This is a genomic window from Bradyrhizobium sp. IC4059, from assembly GCF_020193615.1.
Classification (GTDB): Bacteria; Pseudomonadota; Alphaproteobacteria; order Rhizobiales; family Xanthobacteraceae; genus Bradyrhizobium; species Bradyrhizobium yuanmingense.
Genome location: NZ_JADYVH010000007.1, coordinates 258,018 through 278,486 on the forward strand (window position 1 = coordinate 258,018; position 20,469 = coordinate 278,486).

The 20,469-nt window shown below is 63.5% G+C and carries 18 protein-coding genes; 6 read left to right on the forward strand and 12 right to left on the reverse strand.

Annotation, left to right across the window (positions count from 1 at the left end; translation table 11 throughout):
• Window positions 1-37: 37 nt before the first annotated feature.
• The 3 genes from I6F12_RS23150 to I6F12_RS23160 form a co-directional block, all read right to left on the reverse strand.
• Window positions 38-502: a hypothetical protein gene (locus I6F12_RS23150; RefSeq protein ID WP_109145435.1), complete on the reverse strand. Its 465-nt coding sequence runs from the start codon at window positions 500-502 to the stop codon at window positions 38-40.
• Window positions 503-740: 238 nt separating this feature from the next.
• Entirely contained in the window at window positions 741-1,601 is an 861-nt protein-coding gene (locus I6F12_RS23155; protein WP_225157278.1) for a L,D-transpeptidase, read from the reverse strand.
• Window positions 1,602-1,789: 188 nt separating this feature from the next.
• Window positions 1,790-4,144: a LuxR C-terminal-related transcriptional regulator gene (locus I6F12_RS23160; RefSeq protein WP_225157279.1), complete on the reverse strand. Its 2,355-nt coding sequence runs from the start codon at window positions 4,142-4,144 to the stop codon at window positions 1,790-1,792.
• Window positions 4,145-4,351: 207 nt separating this feature from the next.
• Between I6F12_RS23160 and I6F12_RS23165 the strand changes: the two genes are divergently transcribed.
• Window positions 4,352-4,645 (forward strand): antibiotic biosynthesis monooxygenase, encoded by a 294-nt coding sequence (locus I6F12_RS23165; RefSeq protein ID WP_225150875.1) that lies wholly within the window; start codon window positions 4,352-4,354, stop codon window positions 4,643-4,645.
• A gap of 145 nt (window positions 4,646-4,790) precedes the next feature.
• Here the strand turns inward: I6F12_RS23165 and I6F12_RS23170 are convergent, their stop codons facing one another.
• The 6 genes from I6F12_RS23170 to I6F12_RS23195 form a co-directional block, all read right to left on the reverse strand.
• Window positions 4,791-6,143: a serine hydrolase gene (locus I6F12_RS23170; protein WP_225157280.1), complete on the reverse strand. Its 1,353-nt coding sequence runs from the start codon at window positions 6,141-6,143 to the stop codon at window positions 4,791-4,793.
• 378 nt (window positions 6,144-6,521) lie between these two features.
• Complete coding sequence (locus tag I6F12_RS23175) at window positions 6,522-7,568, reverse strand: lytic transglycosylase domain-containing protein (RefSeq protein ID WP_225157281.1); 1,047 nt, start codon at window positions 7,566-7,568, stop codon at window positions 6,522-6,524.
• Window positions 7,569-7,921: 353 nt separating this feature from the next.
• On the reverse strand, window positions 7,922-8,917 hold the full coding sequence (locus I6F12_RS23180) for a glycosyltransferase (RefSeq protein WP_225157282.1): 996 nt from the start codon (window positions 8,915-8,917) through the stop codon (window positions 7,922-7,924).
• A 321-nt stretch (window positions 8,918-9,238) separates the two neighbouring features.
• Window positions 9,239-10,264, reverse strand: coding sequence for an acetylserotonin O-methyltransferase (locus tag I6F12_RS23185; RefSeq protein ID WP_225157283.1), 1,026 nt, complete (start codon window positions 10,262-10,264; stop codon window positions 9,239-9,241).
• 681 nt (window positions 10,265-10,945) lie between these two features.
• Window positions 10,946-11,278 carry a DUF3325 family protein gene (locus tag I6F12_RS23190; RefSeq protein ID WP_225157284.1) on the reverse strand — a complete coding sequence of 111 codons (333 nt, stop codon included), beginning with the start codon at window positions 11,276-11,278 and terminating at the stop codon, window positions 10,946-10,948.
• Window positions 11,275-11,490, reverse strand: coding sequence for a hypothetical protein (locus I6F12_RS23195; RefSeq protein ID WP_225157285.1), 216 nt, complete (start codon window positions 11,488-11,490; stop codon window positions 11,275-11,277). Before I6F12_RS23195 ends, I6F12_RS23190 begins: the two co-directional genes overlap by 4 nt.
• A 10-nt stretch (window positions 11,491-11,500) precedes the next feature.
• Here I6F12_RS23195 and I6F12_RS23200 point away from each other — a divergent pair, with 10 nt between their 5' ends.
• Window positions 11,501-11,743, forward strand: coding sequence for a hypothetical protein (locus I6F12_RS23200; protein WP_141697657.1), 243 nt, complete (start codon window positions 11,501-11,503; stop codon window positions 11,741-11,743).
• Window positions 11,744-11,844: 101 nt separating this feature from the next.
• Here the strand turns inward: I6F12_RS23200 and I6F12_RS23205 are convergent, their stop codons facing one another.
• The 3 genes from I6F12_RS23205 to I6F12_RS23215 all read right to left on the reverse strand — a co-directional run bounded on the left by I6F12_RS23205 (window position 11,845) and on the right by I6F12_RS23215 (window position 16,400).
• Window positions 11,845-13,866, reverse strand: a complete 2,022-nt coding sequence (locus I6F12_RS23205) for a YgiQ family radical SAM protein (RefSeq protein WP_225157286.1) — start codon at window positions 13,864-13,866, stop codon at window positions 11,845-11,847.
• 84 nt (window positions 13,867-13,950) lie between these two features.
• Entirely contained in the window at window positions 13,951-15,363 is a 1,413-nt protein-coding gene (locus I6F12_RS23210; RefSeq protein ID WP_225157287.1) for an amidase family protein, read from the reverse strand.
• 2 nt (window positions 15,364-15,365) lie between these two features.
• Complete coding sequence (locus tag I6F12_RS23215; protein ID WP_225157288.1) at window positions 15,366-16,400, reverse strand: LacI family DNA-binding transcriptional regulator; 1,035 nt, start codon at window positions 16,398-16,400, stop codon at window positions 15,366-15,368.
• 201 nt (window positions 16,401-16,601) lie between these two features.
• On the opposite strand from I6F12_RS23215, the gene I6F12_RS23220 reads away from it, so the two are divergent.
• The 4 genes from I6F12_RS23220 to I6F12_RS23235 are packed head-to-tail and all read left to right on the forward strand — an operon-like array spanning window position 16,602 to window position 20,462.
• Window positions 16,602-17,543, forward strand: coding sequence for an ABC transporter permease (locus I6F12_RS23220; protein ID WP_225157289.1), 942 nt, complete (start codon window positions 16,602-16,604; stop codon window positions 17,541-17,543).
• Window positions 17,543-18,451, forward strand: a complete 909-nt coding sequence (locus tag I6F12_RS23225) for an ABC transporter permease (RefSeq protein WP_225157290.1) — start codon at window positions 17,543-17,545, stop codon at window positions 18,449-18,451. The genes I6F12_RS23220 and I6F12_RS23225 overlap by 1 nt, the downstream gene beginning before the upstream one ends.
• A complete protein-coding gene (locus I6F12_RS23230) occupies window positions 18,448-19,437 on the forward strand; it encodes an ABC transporter ATP-binding protein (RefSeq protein WP_225157291.1) in 990 nt (329 codons plus the stop codon). Before I6F12_RS23225 ends, I6F12_RS23230 begins: the two co-directional genes overlap by 4 nt.
• Window positions 19,434-20,462 (forward strand): oligopeptide/dipeptide ABC transporter ATP-binding protein, encoded by a 1,029-nt coding sequence (locus I6F12_RS23235; RefSeq protein WP_225126955.1) that lies wholly within the window; start codon window positions 19,434-19,436, stop codon window positions 20,460-20,462. Before I6F12_RS23230 ends, I6F12_RS23235 begins: the two co-directional genes overlap by 4 nt.
• The last annotated feature ends 7 nt before the right edge of the window (window positions 20,463-20,469 follow it).

Consider the following 20,469-nt stretch of genomic DNA (forward strand, 5'->3'; position numbering starts at 1 on the left):
GATCGGAAGAGTTTGCGAGACGTTCCTGGAGGCGGCCTCAGATTTCGCAGCCGGTCAAGTTCAAAGCCTTGAGCAGGCCGCCGAACGCCTTGAGGCGACACTGCTCGGTCTCGTTGGCGGCCTTTGCGCGCTGAACAGTGGCGGCTCGTTTGACGCCAAATGCCTTTGGCTTCGGCTTGGGAGGTTCAGCGGTCGCGATCCGTTTCGGTTTGCTGCGCGGACGGACGATCGGCGTCGGCGCGAATGAACGGACATGCACGTCCTGCGGAGCAACCGGGTTATCCACCGAAGCGGTCTGTGTCGGCATCGCGCGGCTCTCAGCGGCAACCTCGAGGCGGTCGGCCTTCGCCAGCGCATCGTGCGAAGCGGGGATGCTTGCGTTCTGCTCGGCAGGCGGCTGGACCGTGGCGGCGATGCGACGCGGTGGAGCGCTCAGCTCCATGGCCGACAGCATTCCCACACTCAACAGGATGAGGAGGCCCAACAACGCCATTCTCAGCATAACGCGCCTCTGACCCAGGTTAGCGCCGCTGAAAATTCTGCGCGTCAATGAGGCAACTTTGCCGGCGGCCGCCGCCCAACGGCAATCATTTGTCGATAGGGTTAATTCGGTGCCGCATCTTGCCAACGCAGACCGGCTTTGGTCGCGCAAGATGGTCTGTTCGGCCGTGGCTACCGACGTGAAGTGACGACTTGAATTGCTCTTTGTCCTCGGGGCAGAGCCAGGAGGAAGGACCGAACTACTGCACCTCGGCGATCTTCGGTCCGGCTGACGGCAGCTGTGCGCTCGTTGCCGACGGCCGGTTCGACGGCGAGGCCGGGTCCGGCGATCGGGATGCGGCATCGGGCGCGCCCTGGGACGGTCGGCGGGCCGCATTCGTCGGAAGCACGATCACCTTCGCGCCGACTTTCACCCGCTCATAGAGGTCGACGACGTCCTCGTTGGTCAGGCGGATGCAGCCGGACGACACCCGCTTGCCGATCGTCTCGGGCTTGTTGGTGCCGTGAATTCGATATTCGGTCTCGCCGAGATACATCGCGCGGGCGCCGAGCGGATTGCCGGGCCCGCCCGCCATGAACCGCGGCAGATAGGGCTGACGCGAGACCATCTCCGCAGGCGGGCGCCAATCCGGCCATTCTGCCTTGCGCGCCACGGTCTGCTCACCGGACCACGCAAAACCTTCGCGGCCCACACCGATGCCGTAGCGCATCGCCTGCGTGTCGCTCAAGACGAGATAGAGGAACGTGTTGTTGGTATCGATGATCACGGTGCCCGGCGTCTGGCGGCTGGCATAGTCGACCACCTGCCGGACCAAGGCTCCGGGAATTTCGGCGTCGGCTTTGGGCGGTTCGACCAGCGGCGCCGGAGTAGGAACCGGGGGCGGCGCGGGCGCTGCTGCGTGAACCTGCGGTGCCACGTAGACCGGCGTTGACGATGCCATGGCCTGGGGCGCGGACGGCTTCCGCACCGGTTGCACGTTTCCCGGGCGAGCCAGCAGGCCATACCCCAATGCTGCGATGGCCACGGCGCCAATTCCGACTCTCGCTGCCATCGGCAGTGCGATCGTCTCGACCTTCCGGCGTTTGGCCCGCTTGCTCATGTCTTCTCCCAGGTCGCCACGCCCAGGAGGAGTACCCAGCAAGATTTAAGAAACTTCGAAGCGATTTTGCTGGGACCGGAACCGTCGACCATGGTTAACGCCGGCTGAGCCCGCGGCGGCCGCGCGGGAGACCGTCGAGCGAAGCGGCGTCATTCGTCCTCTTGCTTTGGCAGCTTCTGCTTGGTCAGCTACACAAACCAATCATGCACTGGATGATGCTCAACGCCCCTCGCGTGATCAACGGCACTTTGCTCCGCGTGCGAATGGCCAATCAGGTCTGCATCTGGGATCAGCGACAGTTCGGGATGTCCGGCGCGGTGCGGGCCGTGTTCTGCCGTGTCGGTGCCATAGCCACTCTCGCGATGATCCGAACCCTTGGCCGATGGCATATCGTTCCTGAAATGAAAGGAATCTCCGGCCCCGGGCGCGGCAGCCGCTTGTGCTGCACCGGCGCCGTGGTTCGCCGGGTTGTGGCCGTCAGCCTTTTGGCCCGGCTCTGCATGCGGATTTTGAGAAGCGTTTGGATGCGCCTGGTGCAAGTCACGCTGCGATTGGCCGGAATTGGCATGGCTTGCGGGTCCGTCATCGTCGGCAAGCTGCTTGGCAGCTGCGGAACCGGATTCCGAAGCGTGATGCGATTGCCCATGATGGGAGTCGTGCCCGGTCGAGCCCTGCTTGTCCTGATGCTTTCCGGCCGCTGCGCCGTTTTCCGAACCATGCAAATCACGCTGCGATTGTCCACGAGCGGAATCGCCCTCCGGCGGGCCGAGCTCGGCATGCTTGTTGCCGGCTGCTTCATCCTTCTCCGAAGCGTGCGATTTTCCCTGGCTTGATGCGTGGTCGGGTGGCCCGTGCTCGGTCTCCGGCTTGCCGGCTGCTGCGCCGTCTTCCGAAGCGTGCAAATCGCGCTGCGCTTGTCCATGATCGCGTGCGTCGATCGCCGCTGCCTGTGTCGTGGCGCGTTCGGCATTCCTCGCGCCCGTTGCGGCCGCCTGTTCCAAGCCGCCATGATCACTCAGAGCGTCGATGGCGCCGGATCCGATATGAGGGTTGCCGTTGTCGCCGAAGCCGTCCTCGCGCGCGGCCGCATCGATGATCTGAACCTCGTCGGCTCTGGCCATGGCGTCGCCTCGGGCAGCTTCCAACGCGAATGATTCATGGTGTGTGTCGGGATCGAGCCAGGGCAGCTTGTCGAAGCCGTCGAGATCGGGCCTGCCGGGACTATCGAGGGCGACCAACTCCCGGGGGGCGTTCGCGTCAGCCCACGCAAAGATATCGCTCGGTCTTTCCCAAGCAGTGAACGCCTGGGCGTGACTGCTCAGGAGCGAGACTCCGACTGCCGTCATCATGAACGTGCCGGCGCTGCTCAAGCCCGGCCTTGCAGGGTTGAGTGGCGGCACTGTGATCGTGCTGCCAGCAATATCGGCTCGGGATTCGATGAGCTTGGCGGCCCGCGTCGGCATGTCCGTCGGGGAGTTCTCGATACGGACGGCTCTGGCCATCTTGCCCGGAGCAGGAGTCGTTTTTGCGGAGGTGATCTTGATGGTCACGATCGCGCCGGTGCCATCTGCGGTCATGACCGTGACAGTGTCGGCATCCACAGTATCGACTTCGGTCGCGCCGGCGGATCGAACGTCCTCGAGCGCCGCCCAAATCAGAGCTGCAAGCGCGCCGACCCCGCCGTAAAGGCGCGTCAGGGCGAAGCTTGCGAGCTCCGTCCGGCCCTTGATGTCGAGCCGCGCGGATATGTGATCGATCCGCGCCTGAATGGTGCCTGGGGCGACCTTGAGCTCGCGCGCAATCTCCTTGTTCGACATGCCGCTGGCGACCAGACGCATGATCCTGCGCTCCTGGTCCGTCAGCGCTGCCAGGCCATTTTCGCCAGACGCGCCATTGCCTGTCTTGCGGGCCGCCGGGTGCGCGTTCGGCGCCACCAGCCGCAGCGACTGCAACAGGTTTTCGGGCTCCTCGCGCATCGGTATGGCGGTGCAGGCACCCGCTGCGACGGCCGCAGCGAGATCGCCGCGCGCGATCGATGCGGTGTAGAAGACCAGCCGTGTGGGAAGGCGTTCGGTGTTGACGGCGGTCAGCATGGCCGAGGCCGTCAGGTCGGGAAATCGGTCCTCGACGAGCGCGACGTCCGGCGCCAATGTCCGGACGGCTTCGAGGCAATCGGCTCCATTGATGCAGGATGCAACGATCTCGAAGTCACGCTCGGTCGCAAATAGCGTGGCAAAACCCTGCAAGACGATCGGACGGCGATCTGCGATCACGAGTCGGATACGACGCATCTGGTTTGGCTCGCCCGGCTTTCCCGTCTTGATTGGCCCAGAAATGCGACCCGGCTTCAGCCGCGTCACCTTCAAGAGCAGCGCGGCAACGCGTGACACCCTCGTTGGTTCCAGAGGTGTGAAGCCCAGGGATGTCAGTACGGAGCAGCGGATGGGGTCGGCCCATCTTGATTCTTCCGATGCGCCATCCTGTTCCTGTTTTGCCCGACGGTGCAACGCTTTCGTAAAATGAGCAGAGTGCGCTGCGGTCATTCGAAAGATCGTGCTTGCTGAAGCAGCCGGGTCCGCCGCGGAGATCTATCCCGGCTCGCCGCGCTCTAAGTCGCTGATTTTGTTGCCCGCGCCTACCGTGCGTGGGGTTGTTTTCGACTTTTTGTTGCGGGGGTGCAAAGATATCGGTCCGAACCCGATCTGGTACGGCGCTCGCATTTTCATCCAATCATTTTCCGGAGGCGCATCATGCAGGTTTACAACGTCGTCAAGTTCAAGGTGAAGCCGGGCCAGGAGGGCGCCTTTCTCGATGCGCACCGAGACGGCAAGGCCAAATGGCCGGGACTGGAGCACGGCGTCATCATCAGGACCGGCGATCAGACCTTCTGCCTCATCGGCACGTGGTCCAGCCAGGACGCGCTGGTCGCGGCCCGCTCGGCGATGATCAAGACCCTCGACAGTTTCAGGTCCGTGCTCGAGGACCAGGGCAATGGACGCGGCGTGACGGACGCGGTGTCGGGCGAGGTCGTGCTCGCGCTGTAGCGCCGCGATTTCATCCCGCAGGCCCTTGGTCGTGAACTCTGCGTCCTGCCGCAGGGCCGTACTGGACGCTTGGAGCCGGCGGCCTTGCCGCTGCCGGGGAATTGTCATGCGTTTGGACAGGGCCACCAGCGGAAGTCATCGCTCACTAATTCGGTCGGAGCGCTGCGACAATCGCGTACAGCAGTTTCGCGACGCTGTACCCGATATCTTCCCGCGTTAAACCCATGCGCAGGATCACCAGTTTACGCGAGGGGATGATCGCGATCACCTGGCGCAGGTGGCCTTGCAGCATGAACGTGTCGGTAGGAAGCCGGAATCCCTGCCCCGGCCCCAACCAAAGCTGCCCGCGACCGTAGGCCGGGCCATGTCCCTCGTCGGACGCGGGCACAGGCGAGCGCATATAATCAACGAAGCCCGTCGGCAAAAGCTGTTCGCCGTTCCACTCTCCGTTCAGCCGCAGGAATTCGCCAAAGCGCACCCAATCATGCGCATTGGCGAACAGGAAGCCCTCGCCAAGGAATGTGCCTGAAGGATCAGCTTCAAGAACAGCGCTGGTCATGCCCAAAGGCTTGAACAATCGCTCTTGCGGATAAGTTCGCGCGTCGCTTCCAACCGCGTTCTGCCAGAGGCGGGCCAACAGCACGGACGAGCCCCCAGAATAGTTGAACTTCGTTCCGGGCGGAGCGACAAGCGGGCGGTCTCTCGCGAAAGCCGCCGCATCCCTAGCGAGATTCTCCAGCCCGTCAGGATCGGGTGAACCACCCGTTTCGCTCCATTTCAATCCGCTTGTCATGGCCATCAAATCGGCCACCGAGATATCCGCTCGCGCGTCGCCGGCCCATTGCGGAAACAGATTTTTCTGATCCAGCGAGAGCTTTCCGTCCTTGATCGCCATGCCGGCCAAGGCGGCATTCACGGTCTTCGTCATCGACCAGCCCTGCAAAGGCGTCGAAGCGTTGAAGCCTCCGCCGTAGGCTTCACCAATGATGCGCCCGTCCTGGACCACGACGATCGCGCGCATGCCCGGTCCCTGGAGAGCCGGATCGTTCAGCGCCGCCAGCAAATTCTTGTCATCGGACAAGTGTACGCGTTCGCCGATCGGCCAGAGCGCACTAGTCTCTCCCGGCAGTGAAGGCGGCGCGGCACGGACCGCGGTTTCGACCTTAGACACCAGCGTACAACCACGTCCTTCCTCATACTGCGCGTAGCGTTTGGCGAACAGTCCTCGATATGCCGCCTCGACGCGCTGGTTGGCGGTATCGACGTTGATTTTCAGACGTTCGACGATACGTGGAATCGTTAACGCAAGGTCGGTTTTGATCACCGCATCCGCGTCACGTTTGGCAATGAACACATTCGAGCAAACCATTTTTGCCGCATAAGCCGAGGCGGACACCAGTCCATCGGGCGGGCTGAAGATCAGCCAACCGAGGAACCCGAAAGTCCCGAGAAGCAAGATTGCGAGAAGAAATTTGAACATTTTCAGAAGAAAACGCATGCTTTCCCCGCCCTTGGCCGTCCTAAAGCGCGATGCGGTTGGGATGAATCCTCATTGCGCTTCGAGGTGGTTGTTTGAGCATGATCTCTTCGGAAAGCGGCTACGCACTTTTCGGATCATGCCCCTAGGTGAGCGCACAAGATATTGCGCGCAGTCCCTGACATGCACCTGACGATCCCGGTTTTGCCGTGGTTGTTTGGTGGGCAGATGATGTTGGCGGACTTACCCTAGGCGATGAGCGATGCAAATCGCGAAAATGTCCGCTGCGCTACCACGTCAGCAACGCTGTCGTGAGTTGACATGATCTCTGCCGGGGGTCAGCTTCGCCAGGGCAACTAAAGGCAAGTCACGCGTGGCCGCGCGCTGCCGACGACGGAATCATTGGCTCGCCGCCGCAGCGGCCGTCGCTACATATTTGGTGTAGAATTCGGCGACCCGGCCGCGCCACATGCCGACGAACGCTTCTGACGTCACGTTGTCGACCGATTTCCAGGTGCGCTTGAAGGCCGGAAGTGTGTTGCCCCAGATCGCGCGTTTGCACCACCGCTCACCCTTCTCCTTGCCTTCGCTGGTGGCGCACATCGATTTCCACGCGGCGCGAGCGGGCCGGCTGATGTGCTCGGCGGCGCCTTCCCAGCCCTGCTGATGAATCAGGTAGAGATCGCTCATGTCCGGCTTACGGTGGGTGATCCACTCGAACAGGACGCCCTCGGTAATGATCTTGTAGGCGGCGGCGACGGCGTTATCCCGCGGACTGCGAATCTGCCCGAAGCCGAACTTCCCGAACTCATAATAGCTGAGCTGAAACAGCCCGATATAGGACCCGGTGCGTTGATTGGGGTTGAAACCGGATTCGATCTTGGCAACCGCCATCATGAAATTGAAATCGAGACCAAACGCGTCGGCAGCGCGCTTGATTTCTTCGGTCGGCGTTCCCAGCGGAATATCCCTGAACGCACGCAGGACGATCTCCGCCGGTTTCTCGGCGGGCGGCAGTTCGGACCAGACGTAGTAGGCCAGATGACGGAAATCCCGCGTCGACGCCGCTTTCGGAGCTCCGTTGGACGCATCGCGTTCCGGCGGCAGCGATTGGACGACATCCTGTCCCAACGAGGCCAATTTCGGCGCGACGGGTTGATCGACGATCTCGGCTTCGGTGCGTAGCGGTGCCGAACCTGCCGACATCACCGCGCGCGGCTCTGCTCTTTCTTCCCGAAGCGCTGCCGCAAGTCTGGCGGATGCCTCTGCGTAGGCGGCCGGCGTCACCACGTTCGTGGGAGCCGCCATGCTCGCTGCAGCCGGTATGCTCGCTGCCGCTTGCGACATGACATCGGGCACCGTCGCGGCCGGTCTGTTAGCGGCGGCCAGAAAGAGTCCCACGGATGCGAGAACAGCCACGATGCAGCTGGTCTGCCAGGCCTTCATTGCCCGAAGTCCAATGCTGGCTTCCGTACGAGGGCTGTTCGCATGTTCCTGCAGCCTGTGGGTGAGCACTCTTCGTACAATCTTAAGGTTTAAATGTGGTGAACGAGAGCAGGCATTCTGCTTCGCAACCCGATATGTCCCTCTTGGGCCACAAGCGGCTCCTGGCGGAGGACGCTCGTGGGTCGGCCATGGGCGCACATGCTGGCAATGGGATCCGATCTCAGCGGCTTCCGCGCTACACCCCGCAACCGACGCGCCGACAGCCACCGGAACCTTCGGCTACGGGCCAGAAGCGGAAATGATGCGCCAATGGCTCTAGCGGGCAGCCTATGCGTCGCGGCGAGCTCGGCTACTCAGCGCCGCTCGTTCCGGAAGATGGATCTGAACAACTCAACTGAAGGCCGCACCAGCTGCCATCCTCGCAATCCAAGCACCTTCTTGCAGGCAAGAAACCACCAACGACGTGAATGTTGAACGCTTGGGTCAATACTCAACGCAAGTTCGGCAAGGCGTGCTGAGGTGTCTATCGCTCCTTCGTTGAAGGCAATGCTTGCGCGGACGATCGCGTCAAGTGCCAATTGGCGGGTCAACCAGTTCCTGAGATCGTTTGTCAGCATCGCGGCGCCGCCATTCAGGAAATGTTCGATAGCCGCCTTGCGTTGGAGCAGGTTTAGCTCCGGTGAAGGCTCACTCGACATGTTGACTGAGTGGTATCGATACACGGCCTGGTCCGCACCAATGAATCCGACGTCGCCATGTGCGGCGAGCCGCATCCACATTTCCATGTCGGAGGCGTAGGGCAAGTCTGCTAGATACCCGCCGAGTTTTTTCTGCAGGCTCGTGCGAACCACGACGGTCGGTGACACCACAATACATTGTGCACGACTAAGAGTGATGAACTCGAGTCCGGACAAGATGCGCGTTCGGAGATCCACTTCCGTTCCATAATAGCTTCTGTAAAATGGATGATCCCCGCGCTGGTCAAGAACAACCGCGCCTCCGAAGGTGAAAGCGACAGAAGGGTGATTGTCCATCAGATCGACCGATCTCGACAGGGCACCGGGCAGCAGGTAGTCGTCCGCAGACAGCAGAAGCATATAGTCGGCGCTCGCCCAGGCAATGCCTTCGTTGGCGGTCGCGATGAGACCTTGATTCGAGATGTGCCTGCGGTAATCGACGCGGGGATCGGACCCTAACTCTTGCGCAACTTCCGCGGTATTGTCAGGTGACGCATCATCGATGATAAGCACGCGCAATTCGGGACCGGATTGCATCAAAACGCTCTCGACGCACTCTCGCAGGAAGTGCCCATACCTGAAGCAGGGAACAACGACGTCTACGGAGCTCATCTTTGTCGGATTCCACCGACGATCGAGCCTCGATCCATCTGTTCAAGAAAATACTATTGAAAGGGTTCCGGGCCGGCTGGCACCGGCCAGCTCATCCGCTCCAACGCTGCCGATGGCACATCCCCTCCTTGGCAACACGGAGGCCGCAATGGGTCAATCGCGGCGATCCGGCCCGGCTTAGGTTAGGCCCGGTCTACCTCTGACAGCCGACATATCCTCGGTCGTGGAATGCCGCAGCGATGGGCCAAAGGCTGACATGCAGAGGTTTCGACGATCTAAAGGTTCGTTGCGCATGTATGACCCGATGCTTTTTCGAAGACTTCAGGCTCGGCTTGCCTCAACAACTGAGATCGCCCGGGCGGTCGAAATGACCCGCTCAAGCCGCAGACCTGCGGCGGCAAGCAAAGCGGCAAATTCGCTCTCGGTTCGCTCGACGCCCCCCGTAACGACAAGCATGTTCGCATCGATTAGCTTGATCGTATTTCGTTCGTTTCCTGGGGGAATAATAGTCTCCGCAATTAACACTCGTCCGTGGGGTTTCATTACCTCTCGGCAATTGCGCAGGATGCGTACCGCTTGCTCGTCATTCCAATCGTGAATGACCTTTTTCATGATATAGACGTCCGCACCGGCTGGAACGGCGTTGAAGAAATTGCCGGCCACGAACGAGGTCTGTGGCGGGAAACTTGCCGCATCAGCCCGCGCTGCCTCAACCCCGGCCGGTAGGTCAAATAATATGCCGGAAAGGTGAGGGTGTCTCTTTAGGATCTCCGAAAGCAGCTGTCCATGGCCGCCGCCGACATCGACAATCTGAGAAAACGCACCAAAATCACACGCCTCTGCTACAGCTTCATTGGCGCCTTGGCTAAGCGCGATCATCGCCTGCTGGAATAGCGAAGCCGCGTCCGGATGGTCCGCCAGCCAATCGAACCTGGGCTTTCCAAATACGGTTTCGAACGTCGGCAAACCCGTTTGCACTGAATGAGTGAGCTGAGCGAAGGCGAGATAGGGCTCCCTGTTCATCATTCGGATCAGGTCGCGGGGACTTGAGGGCGCGTCGGAAAGCAAGGCTGCGCCCAATTCGGTGAGTTGGAAACGGCGGGCCGAGGTTTCGCTAAAGACCCCCTCGGCGGCGAGAAGCCGCATAATCCTATAGAGCGCATCGCAGTGACAATGCGTTTCCTCCGCCAGATCGTCGACGCTCCGCTCTCCGGCGACCAAGCGATCCGCAACGTTGAGATCTGTCGCAACGCGCAAGGCTTGGGAGACCATGAAGCCAAGGCCCAGGTGAATGAGTTGTTGAGAAGGACTATACATAGCTTTCCTTTCAAACAGCCGCTGCCTCACGGCGCCCGTGGTCTCAATATCACGACCTGAAGTGCCGGTAAGGGATGATAATTTAGCCGAGGGTGCAGTGTTTGTCGTTCGATGTAGACATCCCGCTCAGGTCGATGTCCGGTTCGGGTCAATAATCGACTCGGCTAATCCTCTATCGGGCAGAGATCACCTAGGCTGGATCGTCGTCCTGAGTGCGCGGCGGCTTCTTTTTCGCTACGGGCAATGGGCGCCTGATATGTCCAAATCTGGCGTTAGGATCAGTAAATGTCCCCTGAATCGGCTTCTGGTCGCATTTGCCCAATTTGAACCTGATGCAATTCAGTTGCTGACGAAAAGCGCAGGTGCATGTGCATGGTCAGAACTTCTTCTTACCTTTCGGCATCTGGTCTCGCGCTGCGGATGTGTGACTTATGTGGTTGCGTAAGGTGGTTATCCACCTCTCGACCGAGAGCGCTTTGGGTCAAAGCCTAACGAAGTCGACCACCGTGGCGGACGTTCGGTCCGCCTTTGGCAGGCATTTCCAAGCGGACTGGAGGCGATGATCACGAAGAGTCGGCTTCGGGTCAAAAGCTGACGCTAGGCAGGCAGCGCGGCAAGGTCAGCTTTGGACCAGAAGCAGACAAAGTCACGACCATCTATTTGCCGCATCCACGACCGTTTCTGGCCAGCTTGATCACGAAACGAATACCTTCAACGTCGAGTGATGGAGCGGGCGCGAGCATCATTCTGTCGACGTCGCGCCGTGCCGGCAGCCAGTCTTCCCCACCCGATCAGCGCACAAAACACGATGGCGGCAGCCATCGTGGTGTGACCGCTGAACATCACGAGGCCCACGCTCCAGCTCTTTGCGGCCACGAGGATGCCGAGCGACAGCAGCAGCACCCCTGCACCGGCAGCGCGAAGTCCATAGGTCGTCACCCGCGGCAGCGCCGTGCCGAAAATATCGCGCTGCTGGCGGTGCGTGGCGAAAGCCAGCGCAGCAAAGCCCGCCAGACACAGCCCAAGGGCAAGTAGATGGATCATTCCGCCGCACCGCTGGAAGCAATGGCGACCGGCACCTGCGGCATGCGCTTCGATTGCACAATTGATCGGTTCCGGGCGGTGCGAACAGCCAGAACAACATGGAGCAGTGCGAGTGCCCAGCACGTCACGTCGATGCCGGCGAACACCCAGTCGCCTTGCGTCAGGCTGTGCCACAGCGGCCGCTGCGTCGTCAGCGCGTTGAGGACGGGCAACAGGGCGCTCGTGGCGAACCTGCAAGCCAAGCCGGAGAAATTCGGGCGCGGCGCGGTGAGCTCAAGCTATCGATACGGAGCAGCAGGACGGGTTCGTCTCATCCACGTTCCGCGATGGTGGCATCATACGCCTGTTTTGCCCGACGATCAAGCGAATTTCGCAAAAACGGAAATTGACCGTTTCCCCGGGCCGATCATGCCTCGATTTGCGGTCGATGTTCGCGCCGATCTCATCGCGCTCGTAAGCCGTTGATCTTGCTACCCCCGGCTACTGTGCATGGGGTTGTTTTCGACCTTTCGTTTTGACGACGCGAAGACGCCACACCAAACCGTGCCAGATCCGGCTCACGCCCGCTACTTCATCACCCGCAGGCCCTTGGTCGTGAACCGCTGCGTCTTGCCGCCGGGCCGCATTGGCCGCTTGGTGCCGGCGGCCTTGCCGGTGCCGGGAGGCTGGTGCGCAGGCACGAGCTGGTGCGGCTGCGAGCCGATCAGGTCGCGGCGGCCCATCTCGATCAAGGCTTCGCGCAGCAGCGGCCAATTGTCGGGGTCGTGGTAGCGCAGGAATGCCTTGTGCAGGCGCCGCTGGCGCAGGCCCTTGATCGCCTCGACCTTGTCGCTGCCGCCGTGGCGCACGCCGCGCAAGGGGTTGACGCCGGTGTGGTACATCGCGGTCGCGGTCGCCATCGGCGAGGGCAGGAAGGTCTGCACCTGGTCGGCGCGATAGCGGTTCTTCTTCAGCCACAGCGCGAGGTTCATCATGTCCTCGTCGGTCGTGCCCGGGTGCGCCGCGATGAAATAGGGGATCAGATAATATTTCTTGCCGGCCCGTTCGGCCGCCTCGTCGAACATGCGCTTGAACTTGTTGTAGGCGCCGATGCCCGGCTTCATCATCTTGTCGAGCGGGCCGCGCTCGGTATGTTCGGGCGCGATCTTCAAATAACCGCCGACGTGATGGGTGACGAGCTCCTTGATGTATTCGGGGCTCTCGACGGCGAGGTCGTAGCGCACGCCGGAGGCGACCATCACCTTCTTGATGCCCTTGGTCTCGCGCACCTTGCGATAGAGCCGGATCAGGTCGTCATGCGAGGTGTTGAGGTTCGGGCAGATCTCGGGGAAGACGCAGGAGGGACGGCGGCACGCCGCCTCGACCTTCGGGTCCTTGCACGCCATCCGGTACATGTTGGCGGTGGGGCCGCCGATGTCGGAGATGACGCCGGTGAAGCCGGGCGTCTTGTCGCGGATGCGCTCGATCTCGCGCAGGATCGAGCCCTCCGAGCGGTTCTGGATGATGCGGCCCTCATGCTCGGTAATCGAGCAGAAGGTGCAGCCGCCGAAGCAGCCGCGCATGATCGTCACCGAGAACTTGATCATCTCCCAGGCGGGGATGCGTGCATCGCCATAGGACGGGTGCGGCGCGCGCGCGTAAGGCAGATCGTAGACCGCGTCCATCTCTTCCGTGCTGAGCGGGATCGGCGGCGGGTTGAGCCAGAGGTCGCGGTCGCCGTGACGCTGCACCAGCGGCCGCGCATTGCCGGGATTGCTCTCCCGGTGCAGCACGCGCGAGGCGCGCGCATAGGCTTCCTTGTCCTGCTCGACCTGCTCCAGCGCCGGCAGGCGGATCACTGTGGCGCCCTTCTGGCGCGATGCGCCCTCGTCGGCGGACTCGAGATCGTCAGCGTGCAGCTCGGTGTAATCGTCCGGGACCTTGCGGAACAGCGCCACGCCCCTGATGTCGTCGAGCTCGCGCGGCGCTTCGCCGGCCGCGAGCCGGTGCGCCACTTCGACCACGGCACGCTCGGCGTTGCCGTAGAGCAGCAAGTCCGCCTTGGCGTCCGCCAGCACCGAGCGGCGCACCTTGTCGGACCAGTAATCGTAATGCGCGATCCGGCGCAGCGAAGCCTCGATGCCGCCGAGCACGATCGGGGTGTCCTTGAACGCCTCGCGGCAGCGCTGGGCGTAGACGATGGTGCAGCGGTCCGGCCGCTTGCCGCCTTCGCCGCCCGCCGTATAGGCGTCATCGCTGCGGATGCGCCGGTCGGCGGTGTAGCGGTTCACCATGGAATCCATGTTGCCGCCGGTGACGCCGAAGAACACTCTTGGCTTGCCGAGCGCCTTGAACGGCTCCGCCGAATGCCAGTCCGGCTGCGCGATGATGCCGACGCGGAACCCTTGCGCCTCCAGCAGGCGGCCGATGATCGCCATGCCGAAGCTCGGATGGTCGACATAGGCATCCCCGGTCACCAGCACGATGTCGCAGGCGTCCCAGCCGAGCGCGTTCATCTCGGCGCGGCTCATCGGGAGGAACGGCGCCGGCTTGCGCGGGCGCGCCTGGGCCATCAGCGGCTTTTCGGCGGCAATCATCTGGGTGTCCATGGCGCCTACGCATAGGGCTCCGAGGCCATGAATTCAACCGACGGGCGCGTGAAAGATCAGGTTCCGCGGGACATCGCCTTTCCCTCAGGATGGCGAGGAAAACGCCTGCTCGATCCGCGCCGCGAAGGAGATCAGGCGCTCCTCGCTGTGCGGTGGGCCGACGACCTGCAAGGAGACCGGCATGCCGGCCCCATCGCGGCCGGCGGGCACCGCCAGCGCAGGGCAGCCGAGGATCGACCAGACATAGGTGATCATGATCCAGTCGATGTAGATCTTCGATGCGGTCCCCTCGATCTCGGTCGGCCACATGATCTCGACCGGAAAGGGCGCGACCTGCGCGGTCGGGCAGATCAGGATGTCGAACTCCCTGAAGAAGGTCTGCATGCGTCGATAGATCGCCGCCCGCTGCTCCATCGCGGCCGCGATGTCTCTCGCGGACAGGCTTTCGCCATGGGCGATGTCGCCGGCGACCTCAGGCGTGAAGCGTTCGCGCGATTGCGGCCAAAGCCTGCCCCAGGTGGCGAGATAGGCGAGACCACGCAGCGCGCGGATCACGCGCGGCAGCCCGGCGAGATCAGGGGCGGTCTCGCTCATCCTGCAGCCGGCGGGTTGAAGCCGGTCGATCGCGCCGCGGAAGGCGGAACGGATGTCGTGATCGACCGGCAGCAGGCCGAGATCCTCGGACACCGCTATTCGCTCCGCCCATCCGGGTCGTGCGGCGGCGTTGCGGAACGATGCGGGATGCTTGCGCGACAACAGATCGGGCGGATGGAAGCCGGCCATCGCATCCAGCATCAAGGCAAGATCGGGAATCGTCCGCGCCATCGGTCCCTCGACGAAAACGGTGTCGAATGGATCGGAGAGCGGCTTTCTCGGCACGAGGCCCGGTGTGGGCCTCAGCCCCGCAACACCGCAAAATGCGGCCGGCGTGCGCAGGCTGCCGCCGACATCGTTGCCATGGGCGAGATAGACCTGATGCGCGGCCAGCGCCGCTGCCGATCCGCCGGAGGAGCCGCCCGCGGTCAGCGCAGGAAAGAACGGATTGCGCGTCGCGCCGAACAGCGCGTTGGTGGTGTTGGCGCCGCCGAGCTCCGACAGATTGCTCTTGCCCACGACGATGGCGCCATTGCGCTGGAGACGATCGATCGCGGGATTCGATATCTCGGGGGCGCCGCGGGCCGTCAGCGCGCTGCCGCCGCTGGTCGGCACGCCTGCGACATCGGTGTTGTCCTTGACCGCGAGCGGAAGCCCGCAGAGCAGGGGCCAGTCCTCACCGGCCGCCTTTTTCTCCATAAGCCGCCGTGCTTCACCCCGTGCGGCCTCGAAGCAGCGAACCGGAATCGCGTTGATTCCCGCATCCGTCGCTTCGATCCTGTCGATCGCGGCATCGACCACGTCGAGCGGCGACAGATGGCCTTTGCGAATCTCGGCAATGGCGTCGACGGCGGACAGCGCAAGAATGCCGGTGGAAGGCGCAAGGCCGGGCGCATCACTCATCTCTATGTCCGGATCGCGGCGGTGGACCCGCGCACCACCAGCGCCGGCTGAAGCTGGATCGATCTCGCCTCTCCCTCGACGCCGGAACGTCCCTCCGAAACTCGCGACAGCAGGGTCGAGACCGTGGTTTGGGCAATCGCCTCGGATGGCTGCGTCACGATGGTCATGCCCGGCCGCACCAAGCCGGCCCACGGAGGCTCGTCGACCGCGATGACGGAGAGGTCGTCGGGAATGGTGAGCCCGCTCTCGGCAATGGCACGAAGCAGTCCGAGCGAAAGATGATTGTTGGTGGCGAAGATCGCGGTCGGTCGCTGCGCATGCCGCAGGAGCCGCATTGCGGCGGCATGGCCGGCGACCTCGGAGAAATTGTCCTTCTCGATCAGCCGTTCGTCGAGGGTGGTGCCGCGCGAGGCCAGGCCGCTTCGGAGGCCATCGAGGCGGTGGCGCGCGATCTGATGCTCGGGCGATCCCATGATCACGGCGATGCGGCGATGGCCGAGATCGTCGAGATGTTCGGCCGCGAGCCGTCCCAGCGCAACGTTGTCGGTCGTGACCGAATCGAGGTCGAGCCCCTCGATGCGTCGGTCCACCAGAATGCCCGGCATCGGCAAGTCCGCCAGCGCGGCCTGGCGTCCGCTCCAGCCGCGCCGGGTCGGGATGACGATGACGCCGTCGGCGCGCTGCGACAGCAGCATGGCAAGATGCCGCTCCTCGCGCCCGGGGTCTTCGGCACTGTTGCAGAGAATGACGGAATAGCCCGCGGCGCTCGATAACCGCTCAATGCTCTCGACCAGCTTCAGGAAATAGGGATTGGCGAGATCCGCCACGAGCAGCCCGAGGATGCGCGTGGCGCCGCTGCGCAGGCTGCGGGCGCTGGCATGCGGTGCATAGCCGAGCTTGCGTGCTGCCGCATTGACGCGCGCCTGGAGGAGCTCGCTCACCTTGCCCGACCGGTTGAGCGTCTTCGACACGGTGGCCACGGAGACACCGGCGAGCCGGGCGACCTCGTGGATAGTGGGCAATGGCCCTGCCGGCATAACCATTCTCCTGTTAAACGTTTTTGTATTGGTTGGATTGACTGGAGGCAAGCCAAAAGAGCATGAGAAGTGTACAATACCGTTGCGATAGACCAGCTTCCGTGCTTCATTAGAAAAACGTTTAACTAAGACCAGGGAGGCAATGGTGCGTGGGCTGGATGGCGTCCGGCGATCGCCGGTCCGCATTTGCAGGCGCTCGGCATGACCGGCTATGTGGTCGGTCGGCTGTTCGCGGCCATCCCCGTGCTGCTCGCCGTCGCGGTATTCGTCTTTCTGCTGCTCAGCCTCGTGCCGGGTGATCCCGCCGTGCTGATCGCCGGTGACTTCGCCTCGCCGCCACAGGTGGAGGCGGTGCGCCAGGCGCTCGGACTCAATCTGCCGCTGCTGCCGCGTTTCCTCGCATGGGCCGGCCGCATGCTGAGCGGCGATTTCGGCCTGTCGCTGTTCAGCCGCATCCCGGTCTCGCAGCTCGTCGCGCAGCGGATCGAGCCGACGCTGCTTCTCTCTCTCATGACGATCACGATCGCGGTCGTCGTCGCCGTGCCGCTCGGCCTCGTCGCCGCCTATCGTCCGAGGGGGCTCGTCGCGCGCCTGACCATGGCGGGGGCGGTGCTCGGCTTCTCATTGCCGGTCTTCGTCGTCGCTTTCGCGCTTGTCTATACGCTCGCACTCGGCCTGCACTGGTTTCCGGTGCAGGGCTATAAGCCGCTGTCGCAGGGCGTGCTGGCCTGCCTGCATTCGCTCGTGCTGCCCGCGATCTCGCTGAGCTTCCTCTATATCGCCTTAATCGCGAGGGTGACGCGCGCTGCGGTGCTGGAGGTGCTACGCGAAGATTATGTCCGCACCGCCCATGCCAAGGGGCTCGCGGCCCGCAAAATCATCGTACGGCACGTGCTCAGCAATGCCGCAGTCCCGATCATCACGGTCGTCGGCATCGGATTTGCCGCGCTGCTTGGCGGCGTCGTCGTTACCGAGACCGTGTTTTCCATTCCCGGCCTCGGCCGGCTGACCGCAGACTCCATTCTCCGGCGCGACTATCCGGTGGTGCAAGCCCTGATCCTGCTGTTCGCCTTCGTCTATGTCGTCGTCAATCTCGTGGTCGACATTCTCTACGCCGTCGTCGATCCGCGGATCCGGTACTGATGCAGGACGAGCCGATGGCGATGACCCACGCAGCAGAAGGGCTCGATGCGCCGGACATCGGTGTCAACCGGTTTGCGCAGATCGCGAGCCTGCCGGTTCGCCAGCCCATACTGGCTCTGAGTTGCGTTCTGCTGCTCGCCTTTGGCGTGACGGCCGTCGTGAGCCCGTGGATCACCGCGGATCCCGCTGCGCTGGACCCGCTGAACCGGCTTCAACCGCCGTCGCCGGCGGAGCCCTTCGGCACCGATCAAGTCGGACGTTCCGTGTTTGCCCGCGCGCTGGTGGGAACGCGGGTTTCGCTGTCGGTCGGCATTGCCGTTGCTGTTCTCACCACGCTGATCGGCGTGTGCATCGGTGTCATCGCCGGTTATTTCCGCAGCGTCGACAAGATCGTGATGCGCGCGATGGATGCGGTGATGGCGATCCCCGCGATCCTGCTCGCGATCGCACTGGTGGCGCTGATTGGCGCTTCGCCTATCGTGATCGTCACGGCGATCAGCCTCCCGGAAATTCCCCGGATGGCGCGCGTGGTGCGCGCCAGCGTTCTCAGTTTGCGCGAACGCGTCTATGTCGAGGCCGCTATCACTTGTGGCGGCCGCACGACGAACATCCTGCGGCGTCACATCCTGCCCGGCGCTGCCGGGCCGATCATGGTGCAGTCGACCTACGTCTTTGCCTCCGCGATGATCCTGGAATCGATCCTGTCGTTTCTCGGTGCGGGCACGCCGCCCGACGTGCCGAGCTGGGGCAACATGATGTCGGAGGGCCGGCAAATCCTGCAGATCGCGCCGTGGATCCTCGGCTTCCCCGCCTTGATGTTGGCGATGACGGTGCTCGCCGCCAACCTGCTCGGTGATGCGCTTCGCGATCTGCTCGATCCGAGCTTTGTGGGAGGCGAGATGCGATGAGCGCGCCGCTGCTCTCCGTCGAGAACCTTTCCATCACGCTCAACACGCGGGGCGCCCCGGTCCCGCTCGTCCGCAACGTCTCGTTTGCGATCGATCCGGGTGAAACGCTGTGCCTCGTCGGCGAGAGCGGCTGCGGCAAGAGCCTGACCGCGCTCTCCATCATCGGCCTGCTCGACCAAAGCGTCATGCAGGTCGCTTCCGGCCGCATCCTCTTCGAGGGGCGCGATCTCGTCACGCTCGGCGCCGAGGAACTGCGCAAGCTCCGGGGCGACCGTCTCGCCATGGTGTTTCAGGAGCCGATGACGTCGCTCAATCCGCTGCTGCGGGTCGGCGAGCAGATCGCGGAGGTGATCGTCGAGCATCGTGGCGTGTCCGAGGCGGACGCGCGGCGGCAGGCGGTCGGATTGCTCGATCTCGTCCGCATTCCGGATGCGCGGCGGCGGGCCTCCGAATTTCCGCACCAGCTTTCCGGTGGCATGCGGCAGCGCGTGATGATCGCGATGGCGCTCGCCCTGCGCCCTGCATTGCTGATCGCCGACGAGCCGACCACCGCGCTCGACGTCTCCATCCAGGCCCAGGTCTTGACCCTGATCGACGATCTGCGTCGCGAGTTCGGCACGTCCGTGCTCCTGATCACGCACGATCTCGGGGTGGTCGCGGAAATGGCCGACCGGGTCGTCGTGCTCTACGCCGGCAGCATCGTCGAGCAGGCCGGCGTCAACGGCATCTTCGATGCCGCGGCCCATCCCTATACGCGCGGCCTGCTTGGGGCGATCGACCAGCTCAACAGCGGCACCCGCGATCGTCTCGCCGAGATTCCCGGCAGCGTGCCGAGCCCCGTCTCGCTCGGCATGGGCTGCGCCTTTCGCCAGCGCTGCGGCGCGGCGATGCCGGTGTGTCACTCGGAGCCGCCGTTGTTGTCGGGCGCTGACGAGCACCTGACGGCATGCTGGCTGGGCAAGGCCGGCGCGATGGTGCCGGCATGAGCGCCGTCCTCGAGGTCTCAGGTCTGACCCAGATCTTCACCTCACGGCAGGGGCCGTTCGGATTGTTCGGCCGGCGCGATCTTCGCGCCGTCGACGACGTCAGCTTCGTCGTCGCGCGCGGACGTACCTTCTGCCTCGTTGGTGAAAGCGGCTGCGGCAAGACCACGATCGGCCGCATGGTCGTGCGCCTGTTGCGGCCGACGGCCGGCTCGGTCCACATCAATGGCGAGGACTTCGGCAATCTCTCCGGCGAGACGCTGCGCAGGAAGCGCCAGCAGGTGCAGATGGTGTTCCAGGATCCCTTCGCCTGCCTCAACTCGCGCATGACCGCGGCGGAGATCGTCGAAGAGCCCTTGCAGAATTTCGGCATCGGCGATGCGGTGTCGCGACGGCGGAAGGTCGCGCGTCTGTTCGACCAGGTCGGACTGCCCCAACATTTTCGCGCACGTCTGCCGCATCATCTGTCGGGCGGACAGCGGCAGCGCCTCGGCATCGCGCGGGCGCTCGCGGCGGATCCCGCGCTGATCGTCGCGGACGAGGCGGTCGCGGCGCTGGACGTGTCGATCCGCTCCCAGATCCTGAATCTCCTGAAGGATGTGCAGCGCGAGATCGGGATCTCCTATCTGTTCATCTCGCATGATCTCGCCGTGGTGCGCTATCTCGCGGACGACGTGGCGGTGATGTATCTCGGCGCCATCGTCGAGCAGGGGCCGGCGAAGGCCGTATTCGCTGCACCGGCGCATCCGTATACGCGGGCGTTGATCGATTCCGTCCCTGCGGTCCACCCGCGCAACCGGCGCCGCCGCGCGGCTCTCGAAGGCGAGGTGCCGAGTGCCGCTTCGCTGCCGTCCGGATGCCGCTTTCGCACGCGCTGTCCGTTCGCGACGGACATTTGCGCGCAAGCGGCGCCGGCGATGACTGAAGTCACGCCCGGCCATGCCGTCGCCTGTCATCACGCAGGATCGCTGCCACGCTTCGGCGCGCCGGGTCCGGGCCGGGCCGTAGCCCCCGACGCAGTTGCCTAGAAACAGA